The organism is Myroides phaeus, from assembly GCF_900099675.1.
GTDB classification, from domain to species: Bacteria; Bacteroidota; Bacteroidia; order Flavobacteriales; family Flavobacteriaceae; genus Flavobacterium; species Flavobacterium phaeum.
Genome location: NZ_FNDQ01000015.1, coordinates 14,763 through 28,261, shown reverse-complemented (window position 1 = coordinate 28,261; position 13,499 = coordinate 14,763). Strand labels below are relative to the sequence as shown.

17 protein-coding genes are annotated in these 13,499 nt (G+C 31.6%); 13 read left to right on the top strand and 4 right to left on the bottom strand.

Annotation, left to right across the window (positions count from 1 at the left end; all coding sequences use genetic code 11):
- Positions 1-2: 2 nt before the first annotated feature.
- The 8 genes from BLT46_RS08795 to BLT46_RS08760 all read left to right on the top strand — a co-directional run bounded on the left by BLT46_RS08795 (position 3) and on the right by BLT46_RS08760 (position 4,123).
- Positions 3-353 carry a histidine kinase gene (locus tag BLT46_RS08795; RefSeq protein WP_090409333.1) on the top strand — a complete coding sequence of 117 codons (351 nt, stop codon included), beginning with the start codon at positions 3-5 and terminating at the stop codon, positions 351-353.
- Positions 350-1,594, top strand: coding sequence for a competence/damage-inducible protein A (locus BLT46_RS08790; protein ID WP_090409330.1), 1,245 nt, complete (start codon positions 350-352; stop codon positions 1,592-1,594). The genes BLT46_RS08795 and BLT46_RS08790 overlap by 4 nt, the downstream gene beginning before the upstream one ends.
- Positions 1,595-1,676: 82 nt before the next feature.
- The gene (gene rpmB, locus BLT46_RS08785; RefSeq protein WP_010250743.1) at positions 1,677-1,913 is read left to right on the top strand and encodes a 50S ribosomal protein L28; all 237 of its coding nucleotides are present in this window, start codon (positions 1,677-1,679) and stop codon (positions 1,911-1,913) included.
- A 26-nt stretch (positions 1,914-1,939) separates the two neighbouring features.
- Entirely contained in the window at positions 1,940-2,122 is a 183-nt protein-coding gene (rpmG, locus tag BLT46_RS08780; protein ID WP_090409327.1) for a 50S ribosomal protein L33, read from the top strand.
- Between the two features lie 9 nt (positions 2,123-2,131).
- Positions 2,132-2,284, top strand: a complete 153-nt coding sequence (locus BLT46_RS08775; protein ID WP_006260302.1) for a DUF4295 domain-containing protein — start codon at positions 2,132-2,134, stop codon at positions 2,282-2,284.
- A gap of 131 nt (positions 2,285-2,415) precedes the next feature.
- Entirely contained in the window at positions 2,416-3,369 is a 954-nt protein-coding gene (gene ftsY / locus BLT46_RS08770; RefSeq protein ID WP_090409324.1) for a signal recognition particle-docking protein FtsY, read from the top strand.
- Between the two features lie 5 nt (positions 3,370-3,374).
- Positions 3,375-3,806, top strand: a complete 432-nt coding sequence (locus tag BLT46_RS08765) for a hypothetical protein (protein ID WP_090409321.1) — start codon at positions 3,375-3,377, stop codon at positions 3,804-3,806.
- Positions 3,807-3,811: 5 nt separating this feature from the next.
- Entirely contained in the window at positions 3,812-4,123 is a 312-nt protein-coding gene (locus BLT46_RS08760) for a DciA family protein (RefSeq protein ID WP_090409318.1), read from the top strand.
- 138 nt (positions 4,124-4,261) lie between these two features.
- On the opposite strand, the gene BLT46_RS08755 is transcribed toward BLT46_RS08760, so the two are convergent.
- From BLT46_RS08755 to recF, 4 genes are all read right to left on the bottom strand, one after another.
- On the bottom strand, positions 4,262-4,837 hold the full coding sequence (locus BLT46_RS08755; protein WP_090409315.1) for an RNA polymerase sigma factor: 576 nt from the start codon (positions 4,835-4,837) through the stop codon (positions 4,262-4,264).
- On the bottom strand, positions 4,834-5,940 hold the full coding sequence (locus BLT46_RS08750; RefSeq protein ID WP_090409312.1) for a glycosyltransferase: 1,107 nt from the start codon (positions 5,938-5,940) through the stop codon (positions 4,834-4,836). The genes BLT46_RS08755 and BLT46_RS08750 overlap by 4 nt, the downstream gene beginning before the upstream one ends.
- A gap of 66 nt (positions 5,941-6,006) precedes the next feature.
- Positions 6,007-7,020 (bottom strand): UDP-N-acetylmuramate dehydrogenase, encoded by a 1,014-nt coding sequence (murB, locus tag BLT46_RS08745; protein WP_090409309.1) that lies wholly within the window; start codon positions 7,018-7,020, stop codon positions 6,007-6,009.
- A gap of 17 nt (positions 7,021-7,037) precedes the next feature.
- Positions 7,038-8,132 (bottom strand): DNA replication/repair protein RecF, encoded by a 1,095-nt coding sequence (recF, locus tag BLT46_RS08740; protein ID WP_090409305.1) that lies wholly within the window; start codon positions 8,130-8,132, stop codon positions 7,038-7,040.
- Between the two features lie 134 nt (positions 8,133-8,266).
- Between recF and BLT46_RS08735 the strand changes: the two genes are divergently transcribed.
- The 5 genes from BLT46_RS08735 (at position 8,267) to BLT46_RS08715 (ending at position 13,497) form a co-directional block, all read left to right on the top strand.
- The gene (locus tag BLT46_RS08735; RefSeq protein ID WP_090409302.1) at positions 8,267-9,052 is read left to right on the top strand and encodes a tetratricopeptide repeat protein; all 786 of its coding nucleotides are present in this window, start codon (positions 8,267-8,269) and stop codon (positions 9,050-9,052) included.
- 1 nt (position 9,053) lies between these two features.
- The gene (gene ribH, locus BLT46_RS08730) at positions 9,054-9,542 is read left to right on the top strand and encodes a 6,7-dimethyl-8-ribityllumazine synthase (RefSeq protein ID WP_090409299.1); all 489 of its coding nucleotides are present in this window, start codon (positions 9,054-9,056) and stop codon (positions 9,540-9,542) included.
- A 171-nt stretch (positions 9,543-9,713) separates the two neighbouring features.
- A complete protein-coding gene (mutL, locus tag BLT46_RS08725; protein WP_090409294.1) occupies positions 9,714-11,900 on the top strand; it encodes a DNA mismatch repair endonuclease MutL in 2,187 nt (728 codons plus the stop codon).
- Positions 11,900-12,649, top strand: coding sequence for a rhomboid family intramembrane serine protease (locus BLT46_RS08720; protein WP_090409419.1), 750 nt, complete (start codon positions 11,900-11,902; stop codon positions 12,647-12,649). Before mutL ends, BLT46_RS08720 begins: the two co-directional genes overlap by 1 nt.
- Entirely contained in the window at positions 12,649-13,497 is an 849-nt protein-coding gene (locus tag BLT46_RS08715) for a rhomboid family protein (RefSeq protein ID WP_090409291.1), read from the top strand. The genes BLT46_RS08720 and BLT46_RS08715 overlap by 1 nt, the downstream gene beginning before the upstream one ends.
- The last annotated feature ends 2 nt before the right edge of the window (positions 13,498-13,499 follow it).

Genomic DNA, 13,499 nt, shown 5'->3' with positions numbered 1-13,499 from the left:
TTATGGCACTTTATTATGACTTAGGTCCGTTGTTTAAAAAATATAATGACGATCAAGAACTTGTCAAAGAGAGATTGGTTGCTTTTATAGAGGATTCACGTCGTCGTTTGAAAAAAATGAAGACAGGGATAGATGAAAAGGCGTATGTAAAAGTTAACAAGCATACACAAGCTTTATTGCCTTCATTAGATTTTTTAGGTATGGATCAAGCTTTAGAAGAACTTTCTTTAATTGAGAAATGGACAAAAGAAGAAGGGAAGACTAAAGAAGTTAAAGAGATATTCAAGTCTTTTAAAACACACGTGAAAAATGCTGTAAAAGAGTTGAAGAAAGATTTCGATTTACAAGTATGAAAGCGAGTATAGTAACAATAGGTGATGAAATTCTGATAGGTCAAATAGTTGATACAAATTCGGCTTATCTTGCAAAAGAATTAGACAAGCTCGGTTTTGATGTTATAGAAATTATTACAGTTTCAGATAAAAGAGAGACGATAGAAGCAGTTTTACAAAAACAGTTAAGTATTGTTGATTTAGTTATTATCACAGGAGGTTTAGGTCCTACCAAAGACGATGTTACTAAAAACGTTTTTTGTGATTTTTTCGGCGATACCTTAGTTGAGGATGAAAGAGTTTTAAATCACGTTTCAGAAATGTTGGAACGTTTATTTAAAAGACCTCTTTCTCCAATAAATAGACAGCAAGCATTAGTTCCTTCGAAAGCTAACGTGCTATTTAATAAAGTGGGTACAGCTCCAGGAATGTTAATGTGTAAAGAGAATACAGCATTTATATCTTTACCTGGTGTTCCATTTGAAATGAAAACAATCTTTAAAGATGAGGTTGTTCCTTTCATAGAAAAGACATTTCAAAAGTCATTTAATCTTCATAAGACTATAATTACGTATGGTTTAGGAGAAAGTTTATTAGCAGAATTATTGGAAGAATGGGAAGATAATTTACCACAAAATATTAAGTTGGCCTATTTACCAAGTGCAGGAAGTGTTAGATTGCGTTTATCTATTCAAGGTGATTCTAAGGAATTTTTGGAGCAAGTTGTTGATAATCAATTAAAAATGTTGCCTCAGACTGTAATTCCCTATGTGAGAGCATATGAGGATTTAAGTTTAGGAGAAATTGTTATCAGAGAATTGGAAAATAGAGAAAAAACTATTTCCTTTGCAGAAAGTTGTACAGGGGGGAAACTTTCTACAATGTTTAATGAGAAGCCAGGTTCTTCAAGTTATTTTAAAGGAGGGATAGTAACCTATTCTACTCAAAGTAAGATAGACTTGTTAGGAGTAAACCAAGCGACAATAGATAAATATAGTGTAGTAAGTGAAAAGGTAGCTATAGAAATGGCGATGAAAGCAAAAGAAAGATTTAAATCTGACTATGCGATTGCTACAACTGGTAATGCTGGACCAACAAAAGGAGACTCTCCTGCGGAAATAGGAACAGTTTATATAGGTATAGCAACACCTGAAAAAGTTTTTGCAAAGAAATATCAGTTCGGTCAACCAAGGGAGAAAGTCATAAATAGTGCCGTTTCCAAAGGTTTAGACTTGATATATAATGAAATATTAGAAAAATAACGTAAAAAGTTTTTGTAAAATAATTTTCTTTTTCGTTACTTTGCACCCTGATTTTGAATATTGAAATAAAAGATAAGAAATAATGTCAAGAGTTTGTGAAATTACTGGTAAAAGAGCAATGGTTGGAAACAACGTTTCTCACGCGATGAATAAAACTAAGAGAAAGTTTTCTGTAAACTTAGTTAAAAAACGTTTCTACATTGCTGAAGAAGACAGATGGGTAACATTGAAATTATCAACGTCTGCATTAAAAACAATTAATAAAAAAGGTATTACTGCTGTGTTGAAAGATGCAAAAGTAAAGGGATTAGTAAAATAATCTGAGACCATAAAAAATAGAATACGATGGCAAAGAAAGGTAACAGAATTCAAGTAATCTTAGAGTGTACAGAACATAAAGCATCTGGTTTACCAGGGACTTCAAGATACATCACGACTAAGAATAAGAAGAATACTCCAGATAGATTGGAAATCAAAAAATTCAATCCTATCATGAAGAAAGTAACATTACACAAAGAAATTAAATAATTAGTAGTCATGGCAAAGAAAACCGTAGCAACTTTAAGAACATCTTCTAAAAAGTTGACTAAAGCAATCAAAATGGTTAAATCTCCAAAGACAGGTGCTTACACATTCGTTGAGGCTGTTATGGCTCCTGATTTCGTAGATGATTTCTTAAACAAGAAATAATTTTACCATTATAAAATCTTGAAAAAAGCTGTCTATTCGACAGCTTTTTTTTTATTATATCTATTTTGTTTTTGCACCTATTTTAAGGATGGTAATTATTCTTTATATTTGTGTAAGTTAATAACGTAATTATGGGTTTTTTCAAAAAGCTATTTTCTTCTGAGAAGAAGGAAACATTAGATAAAGGTTTAGAAAAGTCTAAATCTTCTTTTTTTTCAAAGCTTACTAAAGCAGTTGCGGGTAAGTCAAAAGTTGACGATGATGTACTTGATAATTTAGAAGAGATACTTGTTTCATCTGATGTTGGAGTTAATACAACTTTAAAGGTTATAGAACGTATTGAAGAGCGTGTTTCACGTGATAAATATGTTGGAACAGATGAATTAAATAAAATTCTGAGAGAAGAGATCGCAAGTTTGTTATCTGAAACAAAATCAGGTGAATCTACGGAGTTTGAAGTACCTAAAGATAAAAAACCTTATGTTTTAATGGTAGTAGGGGTTAATGGTGTTGGTAAAACAACTACTATTGGAAAACTTGCTTACCAATTTAAAAAGGCTGGTTTAAAGGTTGTTCTTGGGGCAGCTGATACGTTTAGAGCAGCAGCAATAGATCAGTTACAAGTTTGGGCTGATAGGGTTGACGTTCCAATTGTGAAACAGCAAATGGGAAGTGATCCTGCTTCTGTTGCGTTTGATACGTTACAGTCTGCAGTTAATCAAGGTGCGGATGTTGTAATTATTGATACAGCTGGGCGTTTACACAATAAAGTAAACTTGATGAACGAGTTGACAAAAGTTAAACGTGTTATGCAAAAAGTAGTTGGTGATGCACCTCACGATGTAATGTTGGTTTTAGATGGATCTACAGGGCAAAATGCGTTTGAACAAGCAAAACAGTTTACTGCTGCAACTGAAGTGACTTCATTAGCGGTTACTAAATTAGATGGGACAGCAAAAGGTGGTGTTGTAATCGGTATTTCTGATCAATTTCAAATTCCAGTAAAATATATTGGGGTTGGAGAAGGAATTGAAGATTTGCAAGTGTTCAATAAGTATGAGTTTGTTGATTCATTTTTTAAATAATAGATATGCGTAAGATATTATTTAGTGTTATTTTTAGTGCATTATTACTATTGGTAGGGTGTGGTAAAGAGATCAAACAGGCTGATTTTGTAATGGTTAATGGTTACTGGGAAATCGAGAAAGCTAAGTTGCCAGATGGTGCTGAGAAAGATTATACCGTAAATGGAACGATCGATTACTTTGAGGTTGATAGTTTAGGAGTTGGATTTCGTCAAAAGGTAATGCCTCAGTTTAGTGGAGAGTTCTTGACTAATGATGTTCCTGAGCAATTGGTTATTTTAAATGAAGGAGGAAAAACACTATTTTCATATAAGACTGATTTTTCTGAATGGAAAGAGGAATTAGTTAAATTAAATGAAAAGGAATTAGTGGTTAAAAATGAGAATAATATCATTTACTATTATAAGAAAGCAGATCCGGTAAGTGTAAAAAAATAATTATCGTGAAAAAATTTGAAGCGCAAAAGCGACTTAGAGAAGAAAGTAGTATTCAAGATATTCTGAAGATTATAATCAAAGAGAATAAGTTGGATTATGGTATCAATTCTCTTGATGTTCGCGAGGCTTGGCGTAATTTATTAGGGCCTGGTATTGCGAATTATACTTTAGATATTATTTTGAAACGGGATGTATTATATGTGGCTTTATCGTCTCCAATTGTAAGGGAGGAGTTGACATATGGTAAAAGTAAAATTATAAAAATGATTAATGAAGAATTAAGACGTGATGTAATACGCGATATAATTTTTCGTTAGTGCTTATATAAAACAAAAAACGTCTGTAAAAATTACAGACGTTTTTTGTTTTATATTGGTAATCTTTTTGAATTATTAATTCTTAAAAGAGTAGTTGTTTTATATGTTAGAAAAGAAAATCTTTTGCAGTCATTAGATTTATAAATTGAAATTGTGGTCAATTTGTTTTAAAATAATCTCTGCTAAAAGCTTTTTAGCACGCATTATTTTGACTTTAACATTGTTAAGGGGTTCGTTTAGAACTTCAGAAATTTCGTTGTAAGAAAGCTCTTGAAAGAAGCGTAGTTCAATCACCTCCTGATAGTGTGGCTTTAGTAGCTTTATGTAGTTCTTAAAAATAGCTAAGCTCTGTTCTTTTATTAATTTGTCTTCTATATTTGATGTGTCATCAACGATGTTGCTGTATTCAGAATTATATTCATCATTAAGATCTACAAAAGACATGTTTTTTCGCCTGCGAATCATATCAATATGTACGTTCTTTGCGATTGATATAAGCCAAGTGTTAAATGCAAATTCAGGTTTATAACTATTGATACTGGAAAATGCTTTAGAAAAAGTTTCAATCGTAATATCCTCACTATCGGCTTCATTAGCGGATCTTTTAAGGATATAGTTGTATACTTCAGACCAATAAAAATTTAGTAAGAAAGTGAAGGCAGTTTGATCTCCTTTTCGTGCTGCTTCGATATTTTGTGGTACTAAGTCTTTCAAATCTTTTTTCTTGATATAAAATGTGTAACACTATAGTAAGTAGACATAAAAATATGAATTATTTCTAATATAGGAAGTGTCCACAGTAGATCTTTGTTTGCAAATAACTTAAAAAGCTTTGCATTGAAGATATAAATTAAGATATATCTGAAAATAAAAAGACCTACAACTATTTCTATTTGATGTAAAAAAGAAACTAATACTGCAAACGATATGAAAAATAAGACACGGCAAAAGTTAAAGAATCGAACTTTTATATTGTTTATAGTTTTCGAATTCTTAAGTAGTAAGTCGTTATTTTTAAGTTGCTTTTTCCAAGTTGAGAATTTATTGTCACTTTCGGTGATTACAAAACTATCGGGATGTAGTGCTGTTGCTGTATTTCTACTCGTTCCGATTTGGTTTATAAAAGCATATTCGTCACCAAAAGGTATCTTCATTTGTTCAATAAAGCCGTTTACTTTAAAGAATAATTCTTTTTCGTAAGCTTGATTTTGTGCGTTACCGTGAAAAGGTTTGCCCAAAGCAACCCAAGAAAATAAGTTTATTGATTTAAACATATTTTGATAGCGCATTAATTTATTAAGAAAAGACTTTTTCTTTTTTAATATGCTTGTATGTCCAATAATCACTTTCTTTTTGGTAGAAAAATTACTTGCTAAGCTTGCTAGCCAATTTAAATTTGCAGGCATAACAGTAGGGTCGATAAAAATATAACGATCATAAGAAGTAACTTTTATTCCTAAAGTCAGTGCATACTTTTTGTTGCCCCAGAATGCCTCGTTATTGGCTACATTAACTAATTTGGCATTTGGGAATTGTCTTTCAAACGATTCAAGTATATCTAAGCTGTTATCTTCAGAGGCATTATTTACTAAGATAATTTCAAATTGTGGGTAATTTTGATTGATTAAAGAAGTTAAGAAATTAGTAAGTTTTTCTTCTTGGTCTTTAATGTAAACAATAACAGATACAGGTTCGTAATCAATTGATTTTTTGTTAGAAGTTTGAGACGAAAATGCCAAACGACTATAAACAATAATATATTGTAAAAATTCAATTATTAAGACTGTAATAAATAGGTAAAATAATATTGTTAGCATAGTAAAAATCCCTTCTAAATAGAGGTATGCAAATGTACAATTTTCTATAAGAATTAAATAAGTTTTTTAAAAGATGTTAACCTCTGCAGATATGCTGATGTTGAATACTTTTTTTACTTCATTTTGAACGGTTTGAGAAAGCTTTTTAATTTGCTCACCAGTCGCTTTTCCATAGTTAACCAAAACAAGAGCTTGTAGATTATGTACACCAGCATCACCAATGCGATAACCTTTGAATCCTACTTTCTCAATTAACCATCCAGCAGGTATTTTAACTTCAGCATCATTCAAAATATAATGAGGCATTGTTGGATAAATGCTGTGTAGGTGATTAAATGTTTCTGTAGACACTATAGGGTTTTTAAAAAAACTTCCGCTATTTCCTATTTCTTTAGGGTCAGGTAATTTACTTTGTCTAATGCGAATGACAGCTTTGCTTATGTCTTGGATAGTTGGTACTGTAATATTTTCTAAATCTAATTCTTTTTGAATAGCGCCGTATTCGACTTTTAAATTGTGGTTGTGTTTCGTCAATTTAAATGTTACAGACGTGATGATATACTGGTCTTTTAGACTATTTTTAAAAATACTTTCTCTATAGGCAAATTCACAATCTTTATTGGAAAACTCTTCTACAGCTAAAGTTTTTACGTTTAAAGCTTTGCAACTGTGTAGGGTGTCCTTAACTTCAACTCCATAAGCACCTATATTTTGAATAGGAGTAGTACCAACATTACCTGGAATTAAGGAAAGATTTTCAATTCCTCCAAAGTCTTGTGCTAAAGCCCATAAAACAAATTCGTGCCAGTTTTCACCAGCTTGAGCTTCTACAAGTACATAGTCTTCGTCGTTTTCAACTACCTCAATGCCTTTTAAATTTAACTTAACGACTATTTTGTTTATATCAGTAGTAAGTAACATATTACTTCCTCCACCTAAAATAAATAGCTTTTGACTATCATTAGCCTTTACTATTTCTTTTAAGTCGGTTAGGTTGTTAACTTCAACGAAGTATTTCGCTTTTACGTCTAAACCAAAAGTATTATAGGGTTTTAATGATATATTTTCAAGGATTTTCATGGGGTAATTGGTTTAATTTATTCTTCGTTTTGTTGTATTTTGAAAATTTCAAAATCTTGATGTATACTATTCAATAAGCTTTCAGTTCTTTCTACGTGGGTATCTGAAATGAATAGTTGACCAAAAGTGTCTAAATTTACTAATTCTAATATTTTTCGAACTCTATTTTCGTCTAATTTGTCAAAAATATCATCAAAAAGAAGAATAGGAGCAACCCCTCTGTATTCTTTTAAAAAGTCAAATTGTGCTAATTTTAAAGCAATCAAGAAAGATTTCTGTTGTCCTTGCGATCCGAATTTCTTTATAGGATGACCTTTTAATTCAAATGACAAGTCATCTTTATGAACTCCAACTGAGGTATATTGTAAAATTCTATCTTTAGCTAAAAACTCGTTGAATAGCTCCATCATAGACATATTGTCTAATTGTGTTTCGTAAGAAAGAGTAACTTCATCTTTATCCTCAGTAATTAACTTGTGATAGCGATTAAAAATAGGAGTAAATTGATTAATAAACTCTTTCCTTTTAATGTGAATAGGATGAGCTAATTCAGCTATTTGTTCGTTGTACACTTCAAGAGTTTCTCTGTCAAAATATTGATTTTGAGCAAAGCTTTTTAGTAGTGCATTTCGTTGAGTAATGAGTTTTTGGTATTGTATCAAATATTGCAAATAGGCATTATCCATTTGTGAGATAACACTATCGATAAATTTTCTGCGTGTTTCACTTCCTTCCGTAATTAAATCACTATCAGAAGGAGAAATAATAACCAATGGAATAAATCCAAAATGGTCAGAAAAGCGTTCGTAGTTTTTGCTGTTTCTTTTAAGAATTTTCTTTTGCCCTTTTTTTAAACTACAAACAATATGTTCGTCTTTATCGTCTTTGACAAAAGTTCCATCAATTACAAAAAAGTCTTCATTGTGTTTGATATTTTGTAAAGCAATTGGGTTGAAATAACTCTTCCCATATGCCATATAATATATCGCGTCCAAGATATTAGTTTTCCCTACACCATTTAAGCCAACAAAACAGTTAATTCGCTGGTTAAAAGTGAAGGTTTTGTCACTAATATTTTTAAAATTTAAGAGGTTTAATTTTTTTAAATACACGTAGTTATTAGGTTTTTTAACGTTTTCAAGAGTGCTTTATGAAATTTCGGTGCAAATTATCAAAAATATAAATAGAAAGCACTTTTATATTACAATAAAAATCCTATTTTTGCGACTCATTAAACTTTGTATACATGGCAACTTATAATAAAAGAGGTTATAAAGCTCCTAAACCAGAACAAGAACAAGAAGCTAATGAGTTCGATCAATATAACAATGTAGATACTACAAATAGTACTACGGCTGAAGTATTTAACACTTTAGACGAGCGTGCTAATAAAGTTGAAAATTGGGCAGTACGTAATCAAAAAGCAATTTTTGGTATTGTTGGTGCAATTGCATTAGCAACTATGGGATATATTGGATATGATAAATTTGTTGTTGAGCCTAAAAATGACGATGCTGCAAATGAAATGTTCCAAGCTCAGTCATACTACAACAATGCTTTAATGAATACGGAAGAGAGAGAATCTATGTTTAATCTTGCTTTAGAGGGTGGAGAAGGAAAATTAGGATTCTTAGGTATTATTGAAAACTATAAAGGTACTGAATCTGCAAATTTAGCACATTACTATGCTGGAACTTCTTACTTAAACAAAGGAGAATATCAGAAAGCAATTGAGCATTTAGAGAAATTTAAAAGTAAAGACCAATTATTAGGTGCTTTAGCTTTAGGTGCTATTGGTGATGCTTTTTCTGAATTAGGACAAAAAGAAGATGCTTTTGATTATTACAAAAAAGCAGCTGCTTCACAAAAGAATGATTTTACTGTTCCAAGATTTTTAAATAAAGCTGGATTAGTAGCTTTAGAATTAGGAAAGAAAGAAGAAGCAGTAAAGATTTTTACTGATATTAAAAATAACTATCAAGGTTCAGCTGAAGCAAATGGAGTTGAAGCTTTGATCGGATTAGCACAATAAAATGGCAACAGCAAATAAAAACTTATCTGAGTATGATAAAGCTACTTTACCTAATGCAAAGGATTTTAAAGTAGGTATCGTAGTATCAGAATGGAATGATGAAATTACAAACGGATTATACAAAGGAGCAGAAGCAGCATTATTAGATTGTGGAATGCTTCAAGAAAATATAGTTCGATGGAACGTGCCAGGAAGTTTTGAGTTGATTTTCGGAGCAAAAAAGATGATTGAAGTGGATGATGAACTTGACGCAGTTATCGTAATGGGATGCGTTATTAAAGGGGAAACAATGCACTTTGAGTTTGTTTGTGAAGGAGTTACTCATGGAATTAAAGATTTGAATTTAATTTCTGCAATTCCAGTTATTTTCTGTGTTCTAACAGATAATAAAATTGAACAATCATTAGCAAGAAGTGGTGGTGAGCATGGTAATAAAGGTACTGAAGCTGCCGTTGCTGCATTGAAAATGATAGAATTGAATAGAAGATAAATAGAAGTACATTCTATTGAAAATAAAAAAAACCTGTAAAAGAAATTTTACAGGTTTTTTTATTTTAGAATAAATTACAATTGAGAAATAGTAAAGGCGATTATATTTCTTTAAATTTGTTTTTCGGATAAAATATTTCGTAATAAACACTAAAAAAGCTTAAGCAAATAAATGTCAGATATAATTCGTTTACTGCCGGACCATGTAGCGAATCAGATTGCCGCAGGAGAAGTTGTTCAACGACCAGCTTCTGTTGTGAAAGAACTGATTGAGAATGCAGTTGATGCTGGTGCGACAGAAATTAAATTAATTTTAAAGGAGGCAGGAAAAACCTTAATACAGGTTATAGATAATGGAAAAGGAATGAGTGATGTAGATGCAAGAATGGCGTTTGAACGACATGCTACATCAAAGATTTCTAAAGCAGAGGATTTGTTTGCATTGAGTACTAAAGGGTTTAGAGGAGAGGCATTAGCTTCAATTGCCGCTATTGCTCATGTTGAACTAAAGACTCGTTTACATTCAGCTGAGTTAGGTACACATCTTGTCATAGAAGGAACTAAGCTTATTAGTCAAGAGGTAGCAGTTGTTCCTTGTGGTACATCATTTTCAGTAAAGAATTTATTTTTTAATATACCAGCACGTCGTAATTTTCTTAAATCAGACAATGTAGAGTTAAGAAATATTATAGATGAGTTTGAACGCATAGTACTAGTTCATAATAACATCCATTTTTCGTTGATTCACAACGGAAGTGAGGTTTTTAATTTAGTTCCTACAAATTTACGACAACGAATTGTAAGTGTTTTTGGGGTAAGAACTAATGAAAAGTTAGTTCCTATTAATGAAACTACTGACATTGTTGAAGTGACGGGTTTTGTTGGAAAGCCTGAATTTGCAAAGAAGAGTAGAGGAGAACAATTTTTCTTTGTTAATGATCGTTTTGTAAAAAGCGGTTATTTACATCATGCTATTTTAGCTGCATATGAAGGATTGTTGAAAGAGGGTACGCATCCAAGCTATTTCATTTATTTTAATGTTCCTCCTGATTCAATTGATATTAATATTCATCCTACAAAGACAGAAGTAAAGTTTGATGATGAGCAAGCGTTGTATAGTATTTTAAGATCTATAATAAAACATAGTTTGGGACAGTTTAATGTTGCTCCTTTGTTAGATTTTCAAAGAGATTCAACGTTGGATACGCCGTATGATTATGAAGGAACAGAGGCAACGACGCCAACAATAGAAGTTGATAGAAACTTCAACCCTTTTCATAGAGAAATTACTAATGAAACAGACAGATTTGAGTATAATCCTTTTGAGCATGGTGCGGAAGGGTTTATTAAATCAAATATTAGCAATATTGAGTCAAGTCCTTTTATCGATACAATTGAAAGTAAAGGGAATTTATCAGAAGCTAATTACTTAGAGAGTCTTGAAGGATCAAAGAATGTCGTAGAACATGAGCGATTTATTGATGCAATTGAAAGTAAGAGCAATGATGAAGCTTTTGCAAGTAGTACGGTAGACGATTTTAATGACGGCTTTGTTATTGCTTCAAAGGGGAATGATAGTATTGCGTTTGAATCAAAACTAAGTAAAGGGTCATCGTCTTCAAACTTTACAAAAAGAGATAGTGGTACATTATCGTCTAAAAGTAATGTAGCTGGATGGGAAAGTATGTATGAGGGCTTAAAGTCTTCTGCAAACGACTTAGATGTTTCTAATATTAAATTAGAAAGTGATTTTGTTACAGGAAATTTATTTGAAAATAGCAAAGACGAAAATAGTGGTGTTAAACGTTTTCAAATAAACAGAAAATACATTGTAAGTCCTATTAAGTCTGGTATGGTTGTTATAGACCAAGGAAGGGCACATCAGCGTATCTTGTATGAAAAGTTTATGGAAAATATTAGAGTGCAGCAAGCGTCTTCACAACAACTGTTATTTCCTTTGACTTTATACTATGCACCTTTTGAGATAGAGATGTTGCGAGAATTACAACCTTTATTGAAACAAACGGGGTTTGGTTTTGAAGATATTGCTCAAGAGTTTGTTGTAATTTCTGGATTACCAGTCAATGTTGCTGAAAGTGAAGCATCAATTGTTTTAGAAGATTTAATTGCAGATTTTCAAGATGGTGTTCCAACCACAACTTTAGGACAAAGTGATCGCATTGCTAAATCTTTGGCACATAGTTTGGCAGTTAAAAATGGTACAGTGTTAAATGAGGAAGAACAAGAAGAAATTGTAAATTCTTTATTTGCCTGTAAAGAGCCTAATATTTCACCATTTATGAAACCTACTTTTATAACAATGAAGGTAGAGGATATAGAAAAAAAATTCGCATTATGATGAGAATAACAGAGACAGTAAAACATTTAATAATAGTTAATATTATCTTTTTTGTAGCCAGTTTTTTAGTACCAGCTATGCAAGGATTATTTGCTATGTATTTTGTAGAAAACCCTAATTTTTATATTTGGCAGCCTTTAACACATATGTTTATGCACGGGGGCATGATGCATATTTTTTTCAATATGTTTGCTTTGTTCTCTTTTGGTAGTACATTAGAGGCTATGTGGGGAGGTAAGAAATTCTTGACTTTCTATTTGCTTTGCGGCTTTGGTGCAGCAATCGTACATACAGGAGTGAATTATATAACAATAGAATCAGCAATATCTACTTTAGTTGATAGTGGTTTTAATAAAGGAGATATATTAAGTTTACTAAGTGAAGGAAAGTATGATTTAAGATGGGGAGGTATTTTAGGAGAAGGACATCTTATGAATTTTTTATCAGCTTTTAATACTCCTGTAGTAGGAGCTTCAGGGGCAATTTATGGTTTACTTGTTGCGTTTGCATTTATGTTTCCAAATGCGGAATTGATGATGATGTTTATTCCTGTTCCAGTGAAAGCTAAGTATTTTGTACCAGGTATTTTATTGTTAGACTTATACGGAGGTGTAAGTGGTGGATTTAGTCTATTTGGTGGCGGTTCTGGTATTGCGCATTTTGCTCACATTGGAGGAGCGCTTATGGGCTTTATTTTAATGTATTATTGGAAGAAAAGACAGTTTAGACACAATCGTTGGGATTTATAATGAATAAAGTATTTAAAGATTTAGTTAGTAATTATAAGAATGGAGGTGTTGTACAGAAACTTATATTTTGGAATATAGGTGTTTCTGTGCTAATGTTTGTACTTGAATTTTTGTTTTCATCGCTGTATAGTATTGTGTTTCCATGGTTTGTTTTGTCAGGGAATTTGTCTTCTACTGTTTTAAAACCGTGGACATTGCTTACTTATGCTTTTGTACATGCAGGAGTAATTCATTTGATTTTTAATCTGATTGTTTTATTTTTTGTGGGACAGCTATTCAATACATATTTTACAAGTAAACAGTTTTTAACTGTTTATTTATTAGGTGCTGTTTTTGGAGGACTATTTTTTATAATAGGTACACAGTTTTTAAATACAAGTAGTGTTTTGGTAGGAGCTTCTGCTGCTGTAATGGCTCCATTAATTGGCTTAGCTGTATTTTCGCCAAGGATGAATGTTAGATTGGCTCTAATAGGGAATGTTCAATTGTGGCACATAGCTTTGTTTATTATTGTACTTGATGTGATTCAGTTGTCTACTTCGAATGTAGGAGGACATTTAGCACATTTAGGAGGAGCAATATCTGGAGTATTGTATATTAAATTATTGCAAAGTGGTTTAGATTTAAGTATTATATTTGATAGGATCGCTAACTTGTTTAAGCCCAAAAAAGGCACTAATTTTAAAAAAGTATATGTAAATAAAGACCCAAAAAAGAATAAGCAATCTTTTACTCAAGAGGGTAGCAAACAAGAAAAAATAGACTCGATATTAGATAAAATCAGTAAGTCTGGATATGAAAGTTTAACTAAAGAAGAAAAAGACTTTTTATTTAGAGCTGGAAAATAACA

Coding starts and splice junctions, on each gene's coding strand:
- BLT46_RS08795 (WP_090409333.1), top strand. CDS start 3: ATGGCACTTTATTATGACTTAGGTCCGTTGTTTAAAAAATATAATGAC.
- BLT46_RS08790 (WP_090409330.1), top strand. CDS start 350: ATGAAAGCGAGTATAGTAACAATAGGTGATGAAATTCTGATAGGTCAA.
- rpmB (WP_010250743.1), top strand. CDS start 1,677: ATGTCAAGAGTTTGTGAAATTACTGGTAAAAGAGCAATGGTTGGAAAC.
- rpmG (WP_090409327.1), top strand. CDS start 1,940: ATGGCAAAGAAAGGTAACAGAATTCAAGTAATCTTAGAGTGTACAGAA.
- BLT46_RS08775 (WP_006260302.1), top strand. CDS start 2,132: ATGGCAAAGAAAACCGTAGCAACTTTAAGAACATCTTCTAAAAAGTTG.
- ftsY (WP_090409324.1), top strand. CDS start 2,416: ATGGGTTTTTTCAAAAAGCTATTTTCTTCTGAGAAGAAGGAAACATTA.
- BLT46_RS08765 (WP_090409321.1), top strand. CDS start 3,375: ATGCGTAAGATATTATTTAGTGTTATTTTTAGTGCATTATTACTATTG.
- BLT46_RS08750 (WP_090409312.1), bottom strand. CDS start 5,940: ATGCTAACAATATTATTTTACCTATTTATTACAGTCTTAATAATTGAA.
- murB (WP_090409309.1), bottom strand. CDS start 7,020: ATGAAAATCCTTGAAAATATATCATTAAAACCCTATAATACTTTTGGT.
- BLT46_RS08735 (WP_090409302.1), top strand. CDS start 8,267: ATGGCAACTTATAATAAAAGAGGTTATAAAGCTCCTAAACCAGAACAA.
- ribH (WP_090409299.1), top strand. CDS start 9,054: ATGGCAACAGCAAATAAAAACTTATCTGAGTATGATAAAGCTACTTTA.
- mutL (WP_090409294.1), top strand. CDS start 9,714: ATGTCAGATATAATTCGTTTACTGCCGGACCATGTAGCGAATCAGATT.
- BLT46_RS08720 (WP_090409419.1), top strand. CDS start 11,900: ATGAGAATAACAGAGACAGTAAAACATTTAATAATAGTTAATATTATC.
- BLT46_RS08715 (WP_090409291.1), top strand. CDS start 12,649: ATGAATAAAGTATTTAAAGATTTAGTTAGTAATTATAAGAATGGAGGT.